This is a genomic window from Pimelobacter simplex (genome assembly GCF_900114845.1).
Taxonomy (GTDB): Bacteria; Actinomycetota; Actinomycetes; order Propionibacteriales; family Nocardioidaceae; genus Nocardioides; species Nocardioides simplex.
In genome coordinates this window covers 690473-706135 of sequence record NZ_FOUK01000003.1, presented here as the reverse complement: position 1 = coordinate 706135, position 15663 = coordinate 690473, and the positions used below count along the sequence as shown (strand labels likewise).

At 72.7% G+C, this 15663-nt stretch carries 14 protein-coding genes; 7 read left to right on the top strand and 7 right to left on the bottom strand.

All coding sequences use genetic code 11. The features are described 5' to 3' along the window. Positions 1-41: 41 nt before the first annotated feature. Entirely contained in the window at positions 42-1844 is a 1803-nt protein-coding gene (locus BM223_RS16150) for an acyl-CoA dehydrogenase (protein WP_038679732.1), read from the top strand. Positions 1845-1942: 98 nt separating this feature from the next. Here the strand turns inward: BM223_RS16150 and BM223_RS16145 are convergent, their stop codons facing one another. From BM223_RS16145 to BM223_RS16125, 5 genes are all read right to left on the bottom strand, one after another. Further along, a complete protein-coding gene (locus BM223_RS16145; protein ID WP_038679730.1) occupies positions 1943-3235 on the bottom strand; it encodes an HNH endonuclease signature motif containing protein in 1293 nt (430 codons plus the stop codon). A 62-nt stretch (positions 3236-3297) separates the two neighbouring features. Further along, positions 3298-4254, bottom strand: a complete 957-nt coding sequence (locus tag BM223_RS16140) for a glutathione S-transferase family protein (RefSeq protein WP_038679728.1) — start codon at positions 4252-4254, stop codon at positions 3298-3300. Between the two features lie 17 nt (positions 4255-4271). Further along, a complete protein-coding gene (locus BM223_RS16135; protein WP_082003690.1) occupies positions 4272-4754 on the bottom strand; it encodes a hypothetical protein in 483 nt (160 codons plus the stop codon). Positions 4755-4802: 48 nt separating this feature from the next. Beyond that, the gene (locus BM223_RS16130; RefSeq protein ID WP_038679726.1) at positions 4803-5291 is read right to left on the bottom strand and encodes a nuclear transport factor 2 family protein; all 489 of its coding nucleotides are present in this window, start codon (positions 5289-5291) and stop codon (positions 4803-4805) included. A 53-nt stretch (positions 5292-5344) separates the two neighbouring features. After that, on the bottom strand, positions 5345-5785 hold the full coding sequence (locus BM223_RS16125; protein ID WP_038679724.1) for a VOC family protein: 441 nt from the start codon (positions 5783-5785) through the stop codon (positions 5345-5347). 93 nt (positions 5786-5878) lie between these two features. Between BM223_RS16125 and BM223_RS16120 the strand changes: the two genes are divergently transcribed. The 6 genes from BM223_RS16120 (at position 5879) to BM223_RS16095 (ending at position 13536) form a co-directional block, all read left to right on the top strand. Continuing rightward, on the top strand, positions 5879-6715 hold the full coding sequence (locus BM223_RS16120) for an SCO6745 family protein (protein ID WP_038679722.1): 837 nt from the start codon (positions 5879-5881) through the stop codon (positions 6713-6715). A gap of 211 nt (positions 6716-6926) precedes the next feature. Beyond that, complete coding sequence (locus tag BM223_RS16115) at positions 6927-7133, top strand: hypothetical protein (protein ID WP_141267687.1); 207 nt, start codon at positions 6927-6929, stop codon at positions 7131-7133. A 62-nt stretch (positions 7134-7195) separates the two neighbouring features. Then, entirely contained in the window at positions 7196-7717 is a 522-nt protein-coding gene (locus BM223_RS16110) for a hypothetical protein (protein WP_038679718.1), read from the top strand. A gap of 142 nt (positions 7718-7859) precedes the next feature. Continuing rightward, positions 7860-9350 carry a DUF3375 domain-containing protein gene (locus BM223_RS16105; RefSeq protein ID WP_038679716.1) on the top strand — a complete coding sequence of 497 codons (1491 nt, stop codon included), beginning with the start codon at positions 7860-7862 and terminating at the stop codon, positions 9348-9350. After that, complete coding sequence (locus BM223_RS16100) at positions 9347-10069, top strand: DUF4194 domain-containing protein (RefSeq protein ID WP_038679714.1); 723 nt, start codon at positions 9347-9349, stop codon at positions 10067-10069. Before BM223_RS16105 ends, BM223_RS16100 begins: the two co-directional genes overlap by 4 nt. Next, the gene (locus BM223_RS16095) at positions 10066-13536 is read left to right on the top strand and encodes an ATP-binding protein (protein WP_235318929.1); all 3471 of its coding nucleotides are present in this window, start codon (positions 10066-10068) and stop codon (positions 13534-13536) included. The genes BM223_RS16100 and BM223_RS16095 overlap by 4 nt, the downstream gene beginning before the upstream one ends. Here the strand turns inward: BM223_RS16095 and BM223_RS28465 are convergent. Continuing rightward, positions 13528-13785, bottom strand: a complete 258-nt coding sequence (locus BM223_RS28465) for a hypothetical protein (RefSeq protein ID WP_141267685.1) — start codon at positions 13783-13785, stop codon at positions 13528-13530. The genes BM223_RS16095 and BM223_RS28465 overlap by 9 nt on opposite strands. 51 nt (positions 13786-13836) lie before the next feature. Beyond that, on the bottom strand, positions 13837-15648 hold the full coding sequence (locus tag BM223_RS16085) for a fibronectin type III domain-containing protein (RefSeq protein ID WP_038679709.1): 1812 nt from the start codon (positions 15646-15648) through the stop codon (positions 13837-13839). Positions 15649-15663 lie beyond the last annotated feature (15 nt).

Genomic DNA, 15663 nt, shown 5'->3' with positions numbered 1-15663 from the left:
CCGGTCGCGGGCCTCACCAGGATCGGGTAGAGACTGGGCGGGTGAGCCCCGACCTCCTGCTGTCCCGACGCGACCTCGACTTCCTGCTGCACGAGTGGCTCGAGGTGGGGGCGCTGACCGACCGCGACCGGTATGCCGACCACAGCCGCGAGACCTTCGACGCCGTGCTCGACCTGTCCGCCGAGGTCGCCGCCGAGCACTTCGCGCCCCACAACGCGCTCAGCGACGAGCACGAGCCGCAGTTCGACGGCACGACCGTCACGATCATCCCCGAGGTGAAGGCGGCGCTGCGCGCGTTCGCTGACGCCGGCCTGATCGGCGCCGCGATGGACGCCGAGGCCGGGGGAGTCCAGCTCCCGCACGTCGTCCAGCAGGCCTGCTTCGCCTGGTTCCAGGCCGCCAACGTGTCGACCTCGGGCTACCCGATGCTCACCATGGCCAACGCCAACCTGCTGCTCGCGCACGCCACGCCCGAGCAGGTCGCCCGGTTCGTCCCGCCGATGCTCGAGGGCCGCTGGTTCGGGACGATGTGCCTCTCCGAGCCCCAGGCCGGCTCGTCGCTCGCCGACGTCGCGACCCGCGCCGTGCGCCAGCCCGACGGCACCTTCCGCCTGTTCGGCAACAAGATGTGGATCTCCGGCGGCGACCACGAGCTCGGCGAGAACATCGTCCACCTGGTCCTCGCCCGGGTCGAGGGCGCGCCCGCCGGCGTGCCCGGCCTGTCCCTCTTCGCGACCCCCAAGTACGTCGTCGACGCCGCCGGCGAGCGGGGCGAGCGCAACGACGTCACCCTTGCCGGGATCAACCACAAGATGGGCTTCCGCGGCACCGTCAACACGGTCCTCAACTTCGGCGAGGGCGGCCACCGCCCCGGCGGCGCGCCCGGCGCCGTCGGCGAGCTCGTCGGCGACGAGGGCCGCGGGCTCGCCGTCATGTTCCACATGATGAACGAGGCCCGCGTCGGCGTCGGCGCGGGCGCCGTCGCCCTCGGCTACACCGGCTACCGCCGCGCTCTCGCCTACGCCCGCGAGCGCGCCCAGGGCCGCCCCCTCGGCGCCAAGGACCCGGCCGCCGCACCGGTCCCGATCGTCGAGCACGCCGACGTCCGCCGGATGCTCCTCGCCGCCAAGTCGTACGTCGAGGGCGGTCTCGCCCTCGTCCTGCGCGCCGCGCTCCTCCTCGACGACCAGCAGACCCACCCCTCCGCCGAGGCCCGCGAGGCGGCCGGCGCCCTCCTCGACGTGCTCACCCCGATCGTGAAGAGCTGGCCCTCCCAGTGGTGCCTCGCGGCCAACGACCTCGCCATCCAGGTCCACGGCGGCTACGGCTACACCCGCGAGTACGGCGTCGAGCAGCTCTACCGCGACAACCGGCTCAACCCCATCCACGAGGGCACCCACGGCATCCAGGCCCTCGACCTCCTCGGCCGCAAGCTCGTGATGAACCGCGGCACCGGCCTGCAGCTCCTCGTCGACACCATCCGCGCCACCACCGCCCGCGCCGAGGCCACCGGGGACGCCGACCTGACGTCGTACGCGGGCGCGGTGGGGGCCGCCACCGACCGCCTCGCCACCGCCGTCGCCACCGCCTGGGAGTCCGGCGACCCGCGCGTCGCCCTCGTCAACGCGACCTCCGGGCTCGAGGCGGCCGGTCACGTCGTCCTCGCCTGGACCTGGCTCGACCAGCTCGTCGCCGCGCACGGCCGGACCGGACCGTTCTACGACGGCAAGCGCGCCGCCGGCCGGTACTTCCTCACCCACGAGCTCCCCAAGGTCGGACCGATGCTCGACCTGCTCGCCGGCGGGGACCAGCTGTTCAACGAGGTGGACCCGGGCGTGCTGTAGCTCGGTGTGGCTCGGGCTGCGGCGCTTCTTGGGTTGGGGTCTTCTTTACTGAGAGCGTGGTGGCGCGCCGCAGTGGTTGCGGTACCTGGTTGCGGTCTTCAGCGGGTGTCGGGTTCGTGCCGGAACACCCCTGGCTCGGGGTCGTCACCATCATCCGAGTGCTCGACCGGATGTGTTCCTCGGTGGCTCACCTCGAAGTGGAAGCCCGACGGGCTTCGCCACACGCATGTGCCGACCTTGGTGACCTGGTAGCGCCACTGGCTGTGGGTCTTCGCGCGGTGGTGGCGCCGACACAAGGGGACGAGGTTGCACGGACACGTCGGTCCGCCCCGGCCGTGGGGTTGTGCGTGGTCGAGGTCGCAACGCATCGCTGCACGGGTGCAGTACGGGAAGCGGCAGGTGTGGTCGCGGAGCTCGACGGCTTGGCGGTGGCGGTCGGGGATCTCGTAGGCCGTCACCGGCACATGCCCGGCCACATCGACCACCGGCCGGACCGTCACCGACATCCCGGGCTGGGCCAGCCATTCGCGGATCTGCTCGGCGCTGACCGGGGTCTGGTCCCACCGGCCGACCGGGTTCGCGCCCGTCCCGCGCAGCGTCGCGTCGGTGATGTGCACGTTCAGCACGGCCTTGCGGCCTGGGGTTCCCTCGATGTCGAGGGTGAGGTCGCTGCGGGCCAGGTCACCCAGGGCCTGGGAGCGGCGCACGTCCAAGCTCGCCTCGTTACCCAGCCGGCCCAGCAGCGTGGCGCGGCGGCTGATCGCATCATCCAGATCACGGCCATCAGCGGCGTCGAGGAGACCGTCGATCGACACCAGCCCGTTGCCGTCGGGCGCGCCGACCTCGACATAGCGATGGTCGGCCGCGGCCGCACGCTCTGCCTCGTAGCGCTCCGGGTCGAACCTGATGACCGCCTCCGCGATCAACCGCTCCAGCTGCGCCCAACCCACCCCGGTGGCGTTGAACAACTGCCGGTCCACAAACGCCGCCGCCTCACGACACAGAGGCCGCGTCGCCTCAGCGATCCGCTCAGCCCGCCACGGCGCCAACCGCCCCGCCACCACCGAGGCGTAGACCTGCGGCAGCCGCCACGCACACTCCAGGACCCGACCCACATACACCCGGCCACCATCAGGCGACCGGCCCAGCACCGCCACGAGCTCCATGAGCGCGAACTCCGAGACCAACGGCGCACCCTCACCGGCGATCGGCAGACCCGTGTCGACGAAACCGTCCCGGATGGTCGCCGCACCCGCCGCCGGATCGGTCACGGTGTTTCCGGCGGCCCATTCCACGATGCCCGCCCACTCCGCGACCACCGACTCCTCACGCTGCTCGACACCCGCACGCAGACGGGTCAGCAGCGGGGTGAAAGCGGTCCGAGAAGTCATACTCGTATTAGATCAGCAGGGTCCGACACAACCCCCGGCCCGCGAACGACCCGACTGCCCGACTACCCCCGCCCGTGCGGCGTCAGCCAGACCGACGGGTCCGGCCCCTTCGGCACGATCTGGGTCGGGTTGATGTCGCGGTGGACGACGTAGTAGTGCCGCTTGATCTGGTCGAAGTCGATGGTCTCGCCGAACCCGGGCGTCTGGAACAGGTCGCGCGCGTAGGCCCACAGCACCGGCATCTCGGCCAGCTTGTTGCGGTTGCACTTGAAGTGGCCGTGGTAGACGGCGTCGAAGCGCGCGAGCGTCGTGAACAGGCGCACGTCGGCCTCGGTGATGGCGTCGCCCATCAGGTAGCGGCGGTCGGCGAGCCGCTCCTCGAGCCAGTCCATCGTCGTCCACAGCCGGTCGTACGCCGCGTCGTAGGCCTCCTGGGAGCCCGCGAAGCCGCACCGGTAGACGCCGTTGTTGAGCTCGGTGAAGATCCGCTGCATCACCTCGTCCATCTCGTCGCGCACGGCGTCGGGCCACAGGTCCGGCGCGTCGGGGCGGTGGTGGTCGCGCCACTCGAAGAAGAGGTCGTGGGTGATCCAGGGGAAGTCGTTGGTGACGACCTCCTTGCTCGCCACGTCGACGACGGCGGGGACGGTGATCCCGCGCGGGTAGTCGGGATAGCGCGCCAGGTAGGCCTGCTGCAGGCGCTCGTAGCCGAGCACCGGGTCGACGCCGCCCGGGTCGAGGTCGAAGGTCCAGCTGCGCTCGTCGTGGGTGGGGCCCGCGAGGCCGAGCGAGATGACGTCCTCGAGACCCAGCAGCCGGCGGACGATGATCGCCCGGTTGGCCCAGGGGCACGCCGCGGCCGCGACCAGGCGGTAGCGGCCCGGCTCGGCGGGCCAGGTGCGGACGGTGAGCTCCTGGTCGTCGTGCTTGTCCTGGGAGAGGCCGGGCTCGCGGGTGATCCGGTCGGGGATGTAGTTCATGTCCCGGTCGAACGACGTGCCCTTCGCGGTGTACGCCATGTCGTCGTCGGCCCGGCTCAGAACGGAAGCGCGTCGTGCGCGCTCTCGGCCGCCGCGCCGACCTTGGACGCCGCCTTCTTGCCGGCCCGCCGGGCGCCGTTGAAGAAGCCCTGGAGGCCCAGCGTCGCCCCCGCGCCGACCAGCCACACGTCCTTGGCGATCGGTACGCCGGCCTCGGTGGGCCGGATGCTCCCGGGCTGGCGCAGCCCCGGCACCCGTGCGTAGAGCCCGACCAGCCCGACCCCGAACGCGGTGAGCGCGGCACCGGCGACGGCCGAGGGCACCTTGGGGGTGAGCAGGGCGCTGCCCAGCGCGAGCTCGCCGATCGCGAGCATCTTGGTGAACTGGGCGGCGTCCATGTTCTTGAACTGGGGGTAGGCCGTGCTCGCGAACCCGTGGAGCTGCTGGGCGGTCGCGGCGTCGGCGCCGAGCTTGGTCAGCCCGGAGTTGAGGATGAAGGCGCCCGTGGCAGCCCGGAGCGGTGCGTGCGTCAGGTTCATGAGCCCCACCCTAGGTCGCGGGCCCGACGGAATCCCGTGCCGCCGGGCTCAGTGCTGCAGCGACGGGTCCCAGCGGTTGGCGATGAGCTTGAAGCTGGGGGTGTCGTCGAGCGACGTCATCGCCTCGTAGATGCGCTCGTACTGCGTCGACGCGATCCGCCAGGCGCCGTCGGCGTCCCGCCGGTAGGAGTCGACGTAGTAGCCGCCGCCCCGGATCTGCACCTTGAAGTCCGGCACGATCACGGTGTCCTCGAACGCCCACGAGCCCGTCGCGGTGACGCCGCCGGCGGCGACGTCGATCTCGGGGTGGTTGGCGACGTGGATCGTGATGATCCCGGGTCCGAGGTTGTTCCGCATGAAGTCGACGACGTCGGCCCGGTTGTCGTAGTGGAGCGGCTTGTCCATCGCCTGGGTCCCGTAGCGCGCCGACACGTCCTCGGCCAGGCAGTCGGCGAACTCGTCCCAGAGCTTCAGGTCGAGGGTGCGGAAGTAGCGGTGCTTGAGGCGCTTGATCTCTTCGATCGCGACGAGGTCCATGACCAGAGAGTAGAACGTGTTCTAGATGTTGGCGAGGGGTTCGTCCCGGTGACTCAGCCGAGCTGCTCGAACAGGGACACCACGATCCCCTCGGGCCCGCGGACGTACGCCATCCGCACGCTGCCCTCGTACTCGCCGATCCCGGCGACCAGCCCGTACCCGTCGGCCGCCACCGCGTCGAGCGCCGCCTGCAGGTCCGCGACCTCGAACGAGACGTTGCGCAGGCCGAGCTCGTTGGCCATCGCCGCGGGGGAGCCCGGGACGTGGTCGGGCGTGATGAAGCGGGACAGCTCGAGCCGCGAGCCGCCATCCGGTGGGCGGAGCATGACGATCTCGCAGTGCGCGCCCGGGATCCCGCAGACGGTCTCGACGAACTCGCCCTGCACGGAGCCGGTGCCCTCGACCTCCAGACCGAGGCCCACGAAGAACGCCGTGGCGGCGTCGAGGTCGGCAACGGTGATTCCGACGTGGTCGAACCGTCTTACCTGTGTCATGGGATCCACTCTCCGCCATCGGTCGTACGACGGTCGAGTCGTTCGTGGTGCTGGTGAGAGATGATCCGACCGTCCCGACCCCCAGGAGACCCGATGCCGCACCCGGAGCCCACGGCCCGCCGGATGTTCGACCTCACCGAGCCGATCGCGCTCGTCAACTTCTTCGCCGACGAGCCTAACGAGGCGATGGCCGAGCTCGGCTTCCGCAACTACTGGGACGGCTACTTCGCCGGCCGCTCCGCGCCCCTCGGGAAGGTGCCGGCCGAGGTCGTGCACGCGGCGTTCTACAACTTCGCCGAGGGCGAGGCGGCCCGGCACGTCCCGAAGGTCTGGCGGACGACGACGCCGGAGGCGGCCCACGCGGCGCGCGAGCGCGGCTGCGTCGCGGGCCTGCGCCGCATCCTCGGCGACCTCGTCGACACCCCCGGCCTCGCCCGCGCCGCCGAGCTGCTCACGAAGGCCGCCGTGAGCGCACCGACCGAGGGCCGCGTGATGTACGCCGGCCTCCGCTCCCTCCCCGTCCCCGAGGAGCCCGTGGCCCGCCTGTGGCACGCGGCCAACCTGGTCCGCGAGCACCGCGGCGACGGCCACATCGCCGCCCTCGTCTCGGAGCGGGTCGGCGGACTCGAGGCCCACGTCCTGAGCGCCCTCGACCTCGGCATCCACCCGCCCGAGTCCTTCGGCCGGATCCACCACCTGCCCCCGGCGCTGCTGGCCGAGGTGATGGGCGGGCTGCGTGACCGCGGCCTCGTGGACGCCGAGGGCCACTTCACGCCGGCCGGCCGCGCGGTCAAGGACCGGGTCGAGGCGCTCACCGACCTCCTCGCCGCGGCGCCGTACGAGGGGCTGACGCCGGCCGAGCTGGACGAGCTGGTCACGCTGCTGGAGCCGATCGCGGCGCGCCTGCGGGAGGAGTGGGACCGGGGTTAGCCGCACGCCATCGACGAATCGCGAACTTGGAGGCCGACGCCTCTTGACCGGGCGCGCCAGTCGAGGATCGTGAAGGCCGGAGGTCCCCGATGTCGAAGATGTGGATTGCACTCGCCGCGTGGCTGGCGGCGGCGCTCGTCGCCACCTTGGCGCCGTCCCTGTTGCCGCCGGCCCATGCCGAGCCTCCCCAGACCTTGTCGCCAACAGCACCGTGACGACCAACTGGGCTACGGGTCTGGTGCTGATCGGCTCCGAGCGCTCCAACAACGCAGACACGGCGTTCGCCGAGTTCGTCAACCTGGACGAGCTGTTCAACGCCGGGTCCGACTTCGACAACCTGCGCGGCGGCGCCGACAACGACCCGGGGTTCCACTTCGTCCGGATCTCGGCTCAGCACGGACAGGTGGTGGCGGACTGATGGAATCGACGACAGCTCCTCCCCGTCGCCCTCGATCGCGGCTTCTCGCGACGACCGCGGCAATGCTGACCGTTCTCACCCCGGCCGCGCTCTACGGCTGCGGCCGAACCGGCCCCGACCAGACCGCCGGGCACACCCCCGCGCACCCGGACGACGTCCCGCCGGTGGTCGAGCACAACGGCCCCTGCGCCGGTACGCAGCTGACCCTCCCCGGCGTCGCGGCAGAGCTGCGGGTCCGTGCGCCCGTCCTGGTCCCCAGCTCGAAGCTGGCTCGCTTCGAGGACCTCGTCGAGCTCTGGGAGTGCAAGGGCGGTGGCTACGTGGCGGTCTTCGACTCCGGCGTCGACGTGACGGTCATGCCCGGATGGGGCCAGGTGGAGCCCGCGGACTACTGGGCTCGCTACGTCGAGAGCAACGGGTACGGGCAGGCGGCGACCATCCACGGTGGCGCCGGCGTGACGGAGGAGCCGGACGGCAGTCACCGGGGTCTTGCCCAGTTCTTCGTCGAGGGCTGGATGGTCCAGTTGCTCGGCGACGGCGAGACGCCCGCGGCGGACCTGGTCGACATCGCGGACACCCTCTGACCGAGATGCACCCACCGGCTCGATTCAGCCTCGCTCGCCCCCTCTGACATGCTTGGCCGTCCGCCCGCGGCCGCCTCCACCACGGCCGCCGGAGCGACACCGACGAGCACGACGGCACGATGCGGGAACGACCGGGGGAGAGATGAGCGAGATCGCCGGGGAGCTGGCGCGGGTCAAGGGCGCCTTCGCGCAGCCCACGCTGACCCTGCTGCACCAGCGCCAGGCGCCCGTCGTCATCACGATCTTCCGCGAGTCGTTCGGCCGCAACAACAAGCCGATCCCGACCGCGCGGCTGCACACGCAGGTCGAGGAGCACCTCGCCGAGTTCCGCAAGACGGGCGAGACCGACCTGCCCAGCGGCACCGGGCGCGACATCTGCCAGCGCTGGATGCGTGGGCAGTGGCTGGTGCGCTCGCTCGACGAGCAGGGCAACGAGGTCTACTCGCTGACGTCGTACGCGCAGCAGGCGCTCGAGCTGGTCAAGAACCTGGCGCGCGACCGGGCGACGCTGAGCGAGCACCGGATCACGACCATCCTCAGCACGGTGCGGCGGTTCAACTCCGAGGCGAACCCCGACCGCGGTGCCCGGGTGACCCTGCTCAACGACGAGATCGCGCGGCTCAAGGCCGAGCGCGACCGGCTGGTCGACGGCGCCGAGCTGGTCAGCGCGACCGAGGACTACATGTCCGAGGGCTTCACCGAGCTGCTGTCGCTGATCTCCGCGCTGCCCAGTGACTTCGCGCGGGTCGAGGAGCGGTTCGCGACCATCCGGGGCGAGATCCTGGCCGCGTTCCGGGCCGAGGACCGGCCGGCGGGCGAGGTGATCGACGACTACCTGGCCCGTGCCGACGCGCTGATGACGGCGACCCACGAGGGGCGCGCGTTCGAGGGGGCGTTCGCGCTCCTGCGCGACGACGGCCTGGTCACCCAGCTGCGCGAGGACCTCGGCGCGCTGCTGGAGCACCCCCTCTCCGAGGGCATCCTCGGCGACGCCGACCGCGCCGAGCTGCGGGGCACCGTCAAGCTCGTGCGCGACGGTCTCGACCGCGTGCTCGCCCAGCGCAGCCGGGTGACGGCGACGCTCAAGGAGTACATCGTCTCCCACGACGCCGCGCGCGACCGCGAGCTCGAGCAGACCCTGCGCCAGGTCGAGTCCGCGCTCATGACCTGGATGGGGACGACGGGCCCGCGCGCCGCCCACGACGTCGCCCTGCTGCCCGACCGGGCGAGCGTCGACCACCTGCGCGAGCGCTTCTACGACCCGGCCGACGACGTCCTGCCCGACCCGATCACCGCCGCCGACCCGGCCGACGCCCCGTCGCTCTCGCTGACCGAGCTGATGGCGCAGGGCGGCCCCCAGCTGGGCTCGCTGCGCCAGCGCCTCGACGACGTCCTGCGCGACCTGCTGCCGGCCGGCTCGCTGGGCGAGCTGTTCGACACCCTGGAGCCGTCGCTGCGCCGCCCCGTCGAGATCTTCGGGCTGCTGCACCTCGCGGCCGACCAGGGGTGGGAGACCGAGGACGTCGTCGAGGCGTTCGCCGCCGTCCGCCCCGACGGCACGCGGCGCACCTTCGCGGTCCCGCGCACGCCGCTGCCCGATCCCGACCTCGACCGAGAGGAGTCGCGCCGATGAGCGTCGACCTGGACCAGACCGACGAGGTGACCAACGACTTCGACGACCTCGACGAGGTCGCCGACGAGCGCTCGGTCTCGCTCTTCGAGGGCGACGAGGGCGGCCTGGAGTACGCCCAGCGCCACGCGCTGGTCACGCTCCTCAAGCAGCGCTTCATCAGCGCCCGCACGCACCCGCGCGACTGGCAGGTGCTGGTCGAGCACGAGCGGGTCATCCGCTCCCGGCTCAACGACCTCTTCCTCGACCTGCAGGTCGACCCGACCCGCGAGGTCGCCTGGAAGCGCCAGGCGTTCTCCGAGACCGGTGGCCGGTTCCCGACGCTGCTCCACGACACCGCGTGGTCGCGCGAGGAGACGCTCGTCCTGGTGCACCTGCGCGACCGGCTCCGGGCCGGCCTGGCCGGCGGCGACGCGCGCGTCTACATCGACCGCGAGGACATCGTCGACTACGTCGCGAGCTTCCGCCCCACCCATGCCACCGACGAGGCGGGCGACGAGAAGCGCGCCCGCAACGCGGTGGTCAGCATCGTCAAGGCCGGCCTGCTGATCGGCTCGGCCGCCGACGACAGGTACGAGATCAGCGAGGCCGTCGAGCCGCTGCTGCCGCTCGAGCTGCTCCAGGAGCTGCTCGAGGCGCTGCAGAAGGCCACGGGCACCGAGCCGGCGGACGCGGCCGAGACCGCCGAGCCGGCCGACCTGTTCGAGGAGGACGGCGAGTGAGCATCGACGAGCGGGGTCTCGACCGGGTCGACCAGCAGGGCGACGGCGGCCTGTTCGAGCGCGAGGTCGTGGCCACCCCGGCCGACGACACCGTGCAGTGGCGCGCGGCCCTGCTGCAGCTGGTCAACTGGGGCGGCTTCAGCGGCCTGACCACGGTCCCGCTGCGCGGCGACGCGACGATGATCTCCGGCGCCTCGGGCGTCGGCAAGAGCACGATCCTCGACGCCTACACGGCGCTGATGATGCCGTCCGACACGAAGTTCAACGGCGCCTCCAACGACGCCGTCGCGGGACGCGCGCGCAGCGCCGGCCAGCGCAACCTCCTGTCGTACCTGCGGGGCGCGGTCGACGTCGTCGACAACCCCAAGACCGGCCGGCCCGAGGAGAAGCTCCTGCGCGGCAAGGGCGCCGACACGTGGGGCGCGGTCGCGATGACGTTCGTCAACGACCAGGGCGGCCAGTTCACCGCCCTGCGCACGTACTACGTGCCGCGCCGCGCCTCGCGCTCCGGCGAGGTGCAGATGCAGCTCGCCACCCACGAGGGGCCGCTCTCGCTCGAGACGCTCGAGGTCGCCGTCCCCGAGCGCTTCCACGCCAACACGCTCAAGAAGCTCTACCCGGGCATCCGCGTGCACCGCACGTATGCCGAGTTCACGGCCGTCCTGCACGCCCGCCTGGGCATCGGCGCCAACGGTGACGGCGCCAAGGCGCTGCGGCTGCTGGCCCGGATCCAGGCCGGCAACCAGGTGCGCAGCGTCGACGAGCTCTACAAGGAGATGGTCCTCGAGCGGCCGTCGACCTATGCCGCCGCCGACCGCGCGATCGAGCACTTCGACGACCTCGACGCGTCCTACGCGGCGATGCGGACCGAGGAGCAGAAGCTCGAGCTGCTCGAGCCGATCACCGAGCTGCAGGAGCGCAAGGTCGCCGCCTCGGCGCGCCTCGCCGAGCTCGACTCCTACGGCGTCACGCTGTCCGGCGACACGCCCCTGCGGCTGTGGCTGCTCAAGACCCACCTGCGCCTCATCGAGGGCGCGGTCAGCGGCAACCGCGACGCCCGGCAGGGCACTGTCGAGGGACTGACGGCGGCCCGCTCGGCCGAGACCACGCTCTCCGGCGACCTCGAGGCCGCCAAGGAGGCCCACCGGGCCGCCGGCGGCGGCGACCTGCAGGCGCTCGCGGCGCAGGCCGAGCACGAGCGGGTGATCCGCGAGGAGCGGGCCAACCGGCTCGCCGAGCTCGAGGAGCGGGTCTACCCGCTCGTCGGCCTCACCGACGCCGACGCCCCCGACCTCGAGTCGGCGATGGACTCGGCGTCCAACTTCGCCGAGCTGCAGCTCCTGGCCCGCAAGCGGCTCTCCGCCGGCGAGGCCGAGCAGGCCACGCTGCGCGCCGAGCGCGACCGGGTCCGCGACGGACTGGTGCCGCTCAAGAACGAGCAGTCCGTGCTCCAGCGCGAGCGGGCGTCGCTCGAGAACCGCGCGGGCCGGGTGCCGTCGTACCTCCACGACCTGCGCAGTGCCGTCGCCCAGGCCAGCGGCCTGCGCGTCGACGAGCTGCCCTTCGTCGCCGAGCTGATCGACCTCGCGCCCGAGGAGGCGCGCTGGCGGACGGCGATCGAGACCGTCCTCGGCGGCACCGCCCGGATGATGCTCGTCCCGCTCGACCGCCTCGACGAGTTCTCCGCGGCCATCGACGACCTGCGGCTGCCGGCCCGGCTGACGTTCCAGGGCGTCGAGCTCGACCTGCCCGACAGCGGCCCGGCCGACCCCGAGCGGGTGGCCGGCAAGCTCCTCTTCAAGGACTCGCCCTTCTCGGGCTGGGTGCAGCAGCACGTCGAGGACCCCTCGCGCAACGCCTACTGCGTCGAGAGCGCCGCCGAGCTCGACGGGCCCGGCTTCCGGGTGACCGCCGCCGGCCAGACCCGCAACGGGCGCCGCGGCGCCCACGGGCGCAACGACCAGCGCAACATCATCGGCTTCTCCAACGAGGACGCGATCGCCGAGATCGACGCCCAGCTCGCCGAGCTCGAGCGCCGGATGGAGCAGGTCGACGCCCAGCTCGCCGAGCTCGACCGCCGGGGCCGGCTCCTCGAGCAGCAGCGCAAGGCGTACGACGCGATCGCGATGGTCCGCTTCGACGACGTCGACGTGGCCGGCAGCGACCGCCGCATCGCCGAGCTGGAGCAGCGGCGCACCGACATCCTCACCTCCGACGACCAGCTGCAGGTGCTCCAGCAGCAGATCGACGAGCTGGTGCACCGGCTCGACGACACCCGCCAGGAGCGCTTCGCGCTCGAGCAGCGCCAGCGCGAGCTCAACGGCGCGCACAGCGAGCTCGTCGACTCCGAGGACCTCGTCAAGGACCGCCTCGAGGCGATGGAGGCCGCCGGCGCCGTCGCCCTCACCGAGGAGCAGGAGGCCGCCCTGGCGGCCGACTTCGCCGCCGCCGCGGCCCCGGCCGACCCCGAGGACCTCGACCGCTTCGCCGACAACGCGCACCGCCTCGGCGAGCGGCTGCGCACGGCCGTCGCCGACGCCGATGCCGAGATCAAGCGCTGCGACGACGACCTGGCGCTCATCTTCAAGCACTACAAGTTCCAGTGGGACTCGCCGAACCTCGGTGCCACCGCCGACTCCTACGCCGACTACGCGCGGATCCTCGACGAGATCCGCGGCACCGGTCTCGCCGAGCGCCGCGCCGAGTGGCGCCGCCGGCTCACCGAGTGGAGCGGCCAGGACCTCGTTCCGCTGGTCGGCGCCATGTCGTCCTCGGTCGAGGAGATCGAGGACCGGCTCGAGCCGATCAACGCGATCCTGCGACGCCTGGAGTTCGGCGCCGAGGGCGACCGGCTCCGGATCCGGCTGCGCCGGCTGGCCCCCGCCCACGTGCAGGTCTTCATGAAGGACCTGCGCGCACTGTCGTCGGGCGCCACCGCCGAGCTCGACGAGGCCGGCCTCGAGAAGCGCTTCACCGAGCTCAGCCGGTTCATGAACCAGCTCCGCCGCCCCTCCCAGTCCGGCGAGGGACCGTCGCTCACCACCGACCGCGACCGCCTGCTCGACGTACGACGGCACGTCGAGATCAGCGCCGAGCGCTACGACCACCTCACCGGCGAGCTGCGCGCGACGTACCGGACGCTGGGGGAGAAGTCCGGCGGCGAGAGCCAGGAGCTGGTCGCCTTCATCGTCGGCTCCGCGCTGCGCTTCCGGCTCGGCGACGAGATGCGCTCGCGACCGCGGTTCGCGCCGGTCTTCCTCGACGAGGGCTTCGTCAAGGCCGACTCCGAGTTCGCCGGCCGCGCGGTGCAGGCCTGGAAGGGCCTGGGCTTCCAGCTCATCATCGGCGTCCCGCTCGACAAGGTCACCGGCCTCGAGCCGCACATGGACGACCTGCTCGCGATCACCAAGAACGCCCGCTCGCACCAGTCCTGGATCACGCCGATCAGCGACGTGCCCTCAGCGTGAGGTGGCGGTGGTCGTCGAGCTCGTCGACCACGATGTCGACCACGACGTCGACCATGAGGTGCTCGTGACCGTGGTGACCCGCCGGGCCGGCTCGTCGTCCTCCGTGCCGGACGACGCCGCGGCGACCAGCCCGACGATCCCCGCGACGACGACGCCCACCGCCGCGACCGCGAGCACGCCGGGCAGCCGTGAGGGCGGCGGGGGCTCGGTCTCGTCGGTCGGCTCGTAGGAGACCCAGCGCTCGGGCATGCCCCGAGGCTAGGCGCCGCCGGCGACGGGAAGGTGACGCCCGCCGCAACATCACGGGTCGAGCACGGTCACCGTCACGGTCCGGGTCTGGCCGGAGAGGTCCGCGGTGAGGGTCACCAGCTCGTCGTCGGAGTCGGCGTCGGGTGGGGCGACCACGGTGACGGTGGCCGTGGTCTGGCCGGCCGGGATCGTCACCGTCGGGCTCGCGGGCGCGGCGGCGCCGGGGTCGTCGGAGGTCACCACGACGACGGTGTCGGTGACCGCCGGCCGGTCGAGGGACACCGCGAGCTCCGCCGACCCGCCCTCGTCGACGACGAGGGTGCCGGGTGTGACGGACAGGTCGTAGAGCGGTCCGGTCGTGACGTCGGTGGCAGCCGGACGGCCGCTGCCGCCGGGGTAGCGGCCCACCACCCGGTAGGTGTACGTCGTCGCGGGCGCGCCGGTCAGGTCGTCGAAGGTCGTGCCCGTCGTGGTCCCGACCTCGGTGAAGGTGACCCCGTCGGTGCTGCGCAGCACCTGGTACGACGTCGGCGCGGCGTTGGCCGGCGCGGTCCACCCCACCGTCACCGTGTACGACGACCCGGCCCGCACCGCACTCGCGGTCAGGTCGCCCACCGGCGCGGGCACCGGTCCGACCAGTGCGGTCCACGGGCCGCAGCCGCGGCCGTTGCACGCCTGGACGCGGAAGCCGTCGTCGAGCGCGGCCGGGCCGGCGTCGAACCCGGTCGCGGGTGCGGCGACCTGCTGCGGGGCGAGCGCGCCCTGCTGCACGAGGTAGTGGGTGAGCGGTTCGCCGCCGTCGGAGGCCGGTGCGGCCCAGGTGAGCCGGTAGGTCTCGGCGACCGGGTCCCCCCCGAGCCCGAGCCCGAGCGGCACGCCCGGAGCGCCGGCCGGCACCGCGGGGGACGCGAGGGCCGGGGCACCGTACCCGAGGCGCACGTTGCTGGCCCGGGCGCTGACCCGGAACAGGTAGGAGGTGCCGTTGGCCAGGCCGGTCGCGGCGTAGGAGGTGGCGGCCGTCGTGCCGAGCTCGGTCCAGGTGGTGCCGCCGTCGGTGCTGGACTCGACCTTGTAGCCGGTCGCGGCGGGGATGCCGTTGGCGACCGCGGGCTCGTCCCACGTCAGGTCCACGCTCCCGTCGCCCGGGGTGGCGACGAGGTTCGTGACCGGGTTGGGCGCGGTGAGCACCCGGTAGGGACCGGCGCCGCTGGCCGGACCGAACCCGGCCGCGTTGTGCGCGCGGACCCGGATCCAGTAGCGGGTGCCGGGCGTGAGTCCCGTGACGAGCACGGGGGAGGCCGGGGTGGCGACGCCGGTGTGGTCCACCTGGGTGCGCCAGGTCGCGCCGTCGGTGCCGATCTCGACGCGGTAGCGGTCGATCGCCGCGCCGTTGGCCGTCGTCGGCGCCTGCCAGTAGACGCCGAGCGCCTCGCGGTGGACGTCCGCCTCGGGCGTCAGCACGGCTCCGGGCGTCCCGCGCGGGACGGCCGTCGCCTCAGCGCTCCACGCACCCCACCCGGACGCGCTGTGCGCCCGCACCCGGACGCCGTAGCGCACGCCGTTGCTCAGCCCGGTCACGGTCCAGGCCCGGGCCGCGCCGGGGACCTTGCGCACCGTCGACCAGGCACCGGAGGGGGCGGTGCGCCGCTGCACGGCGTACCTGTCGATCCGGCTGCCGCCCTTGCGGGCGGGCGCGGTCCAGGTCACCCGGACCGCGCCGTCGGCCGGTGCGGCGTGCACCGCCCGCGGCGGCGAGGGCCGGGCGGCCGCCTGGGCCGGGACGACGGACCCGGCCGCCACCAGCAGGACCGCGAGCAGTGTGGTCGTGAGCGCGCCCTGGAGCGGCCGGACGAGCATCCCCATGATGGTTCCCCCTTC

What these genes read in the sequence shown, in the direction of transcription:
- BM223_RS28465 (WP_141267685.1), bottom strand. Translation starts at nt 13,785, where the DNA reads ATGCCCGAGCGCTGGGTCTCCTACGAGCCGACCGACGAGACCGAGCCC.
- BM223_RS16125 (WP_038679724.1), bottom strand. Translation starts at nt 5,785, where the DNA reads ATGACACAGGTAAGACGGTTCGACCACGTCGGAATCACCGTTGCCGAC.
- BM223_RS16120 (WP_038679722.1), top strand. Translation starts at nt 5,879, where the DNA reads ATGCCGCACCCGGAGCCCACGGCCCGCCGGATGTTCGACCTCACCGAG.
- BM223_RS16105 (WP_038679716.1), top strand. Translation starts at nt 7,860, where the DNA reads ATGAGCGAGATCGCCGGGGAGCTGGCGCGGGTCAAGGGCGCCTTCGCG.
- BM223_RS16100 (WP_038679714.1), top strand. Translation starts at nt 9,347, where the DNA reads ATGAGCGTCGACCTGGACCAGACCGACGAGGTGACCAACGACTTCGAC.
- BM223_RS16145 (WP_038679730.1), bottom strand. Translation starts at nt 3,235, where the DNA reads ATGACTTCTCGGACCGCTTTCACCCCGCTGCTGACCCGTCTGCGTGCG.
- BM223_RS16135 (WP_082003690.1), bottom strand. Translation starts at nt 4,754, where the DNA reads ATGAACCTGACGCACGCACCGCTCCGGGCTGCCACGGGCGCCTTCATC.
- BM223_RS16085 (WP_038679709.1), bottom strand. Translation starts at nt 15,648, where the DNA reads ATGGGGATGCTCGTCCGGCCGCTCCAGGGCGCGCTCACGACCACACTG.
- BM223_RS16110 (WP_038679718.1), top strand. Translation starts at nt 7,196, where the DNA reads ATGCTGACCGTTCTCACCCCGGCCGCGCTCTACGGCTGCGGCCGAACC.
- BM223_RS16140 (WP_038679728.1), bottom strand. Translation starts at nt 4,254, where the DNA reads ATGGCGTACACCGCGAAGGGCACGTCGTTCGACCGGGACATGAACTAC.
- BM223_RS16130 (WP_038679726.1), bottom strand. Translation starts at nt 5,291, where the DNA reads ATGGACCTCGTCGCGATCGAAGAGATCAAGCGCCTCAAGCACCGCTAC.